We start from the raw sequence: 1,716 nt of genomic DNA on the forward strand, positions 1-1,716 counted from the left end.
TTGTGGATTTAGCACTATTAGATCATATTTGTTAACAAAGTGCGATCCCGCCCTGATCGCATCCCCCTCTCGAAGGATAAGATCTGGTGGCCTAGAACTTGAACCTAAGTAACTAAATACTTGCTCTCTTTCAGCAGCTTCATCGAGAAAGGCATCTCTGATATAATTTTCTAAGTTATCCCCCATATCATTCATCCGATTAACTCCCCCCTCTACACGAGGGAGAGCTCTGCTCCGTTGCATTGATAGTTTGAAAATTGCTCTTAGAATATTACTTCTCATATTACGGCTTATGTGATGTATTTTTTAGCTTTAAATTATCTCTGATTTATATGCTGTTTTAAATTATTATTCTATTTTTTGTTGATGAGAATAACTATGAAAGATCTTTCAAAATTTATAGAAGTTGTGACGACCAAAGTGGCTAGAGACAAAAGAGGAACGTGGTCCCAAGGTAGCGTTACCTACTTGGAAGCTATGTATGCAGAGCTTAAAGAGGTTGAAACAGAGATAGAATCGGAGAAAAAATGTTATCTAGAGGATGAGTTAGGAGACATTTTATGGGTCTACCTTTGCATGCTCTACCACATGGAAAACGAAGGTAAAATTGATGTACAAAGTGTGTTCGCTAGAGCAGAGCAAAAGTACACTGAGCGAGTCAACGGTATCGAGTCCGGTATGAGCTGGGAAGTAATAAAAACAATTCAAAAGGAGCGTTTAGCTCAAGAGCAACAAGCGATCGACAGCAGAGTCACTCTTTGACTTTTTTCAAAACCGTAATTTAATTTGGTTCTAATTTCATACAAATATTCCATAAATCAAATAGATGATTGAGCTCCCACAACATACAGTGTATCGTTTAAAGTTCCGATTATGCTACACTCGGTTCGTCATCGATAAATTTACTTTTATTTTGCTCTTACGCCCTATTCTTCACTGATAACTACACGTAATAATGCAAGCTGCTACCTATGGTTCAATCAAGTAAGAGGTTCGGCGCAGTGTTTATCTATACACAGGGCGTAAACTCAGTTATCCTTCGATTTCTAACATAAGGTGATGCAAATACAATGGAAACTATACTTACGATTCTATACTTGGTGTCTGCAATTTTGATTGTTGGGTTAGTTCTCATCCAACAAGGTAAAGGCTCAGAGATGGGAGCATCGTTTGGTGCTGGTGCATCCAATACAGTTTTCGGGGCATCCGGCTCAGGTAACTTTCTTACAAAAATGACTACATTTTCTGCTTTGGTCTTTTTTTGCTTAAGTTTAATTTTAGGTAATATGTCCTCAAATCAAAATGTTTCAAAATGGGAAAGTCCAGTAACTGCCGAAACGACTCTATCAGAGAGTATCCCTCAATAAATATAAATGCCGAGATGGTGAAATTGGTAGACACGCTAGCATGAGGTGCTAGTGCCTTTGGTGTGAGGGTTCGAGTCCCTCTCTCGGCACCAACTTGAAAACTTGAAAACTATATTGTCCCCTCCAAGCGCAGCTCTAAACCAATTTAGAGACTTTTCTCTGAATGCTCTACTGCATCTAGAGTTTAAGAGACTTGAAAACAAACACCCTTTATCAAGTCAAAAGGTCAATTCTCTCCTTCAAAGCTTTATAAAAAAGAGCGCTACCAAAGCCAAATACAAGCCTATTAAAAAGCAGGGCGCGAGCACACTTTGTTCAATTTATAACCCAAAGAAGACTCGTGCCCGAT

The 1,716-nt window shown here is 38.8% G+C and carries 3 protein-coding genes and 1 tRNA gene; 3 read left to right on the forward strand and 1 reads right to left on the reverse strand.

What is annotated here, in order from left to right:
- A partial coding sequence (locus tag ACED41_RS21455) for an NgoPII family restriction endonuclease (protein WP_371725659.1) occupies positions 1-282 on the reverse strand: 282 nt, incomplete at its 3' end.
- A 96-nt stretch (positions 283-378) separates the two neighbouring features.
- On the opposite strand from ACED41_RS21455, the gene ACED41_RS21460 reads away from it, so the two are divergent.
- From ACED41_RS21460 to ACED41_RS21470, 3 genes are all read left to right on the forward strand, one after another.
- Positions 379-762 carry a MazG nucleotide pyrophosphohydrolase domain-containing protein gene (locus ACED41_RS21460; RefSeq protein ID WP_239937934.1) on the forward strand — a complete coding sequence of 128 codons (384 nt, stop codon included), beginning with the start codon at positions 379-381 and terminating at the stop codon, positions 760-762.
- A 308-nt stretch (positions 763-1,070) separates the two neighbouring features.
- Positions 1,071-1,367 (forward strand): preprotein translocase subunit SecG, encoded by a 297-nt coding sequence (secG, locus tag ACED41_RS21465; protein WP_371725660.1) that lies wholly within the window; start codon positions 1,071-1,073, stop codon positions 1,365-1,367.
- Between the two features lie 8 nt (positions 1,368-1,375).
- Positions 1,376-1,459 (forward strand) — tRNA-Leu (locus ACED41_RS21470).
- Positions 1,460-1,716 lie beyond the last annotated feature (257 nt).

The sequence above is a fragment of the Vibrio sp. 1F255 genome, from assembly GCF_041439145.1.
GTDB lineage: Bacteria > Pseudomonadota > Gammaproteobacteria > Enterobacterales > Vibrionaceae > Vibrio > Vibrio crassostreae_C.

Coding starts and splice junctions, on each gene's coding strand:
- ACED41_RS21460 (WP_239937934.1), top strand. CDS start 379: ATGAAAGATCTTTCAAAATTTATAGAAGTTGTGACGACCAAAGTGGCT.
- secG (WP_371725660.1), top strand. CDS start 1,071: ATGGAAACTATACTTACGATTCTATACTTGGTGTCTGCAATTTTGATT.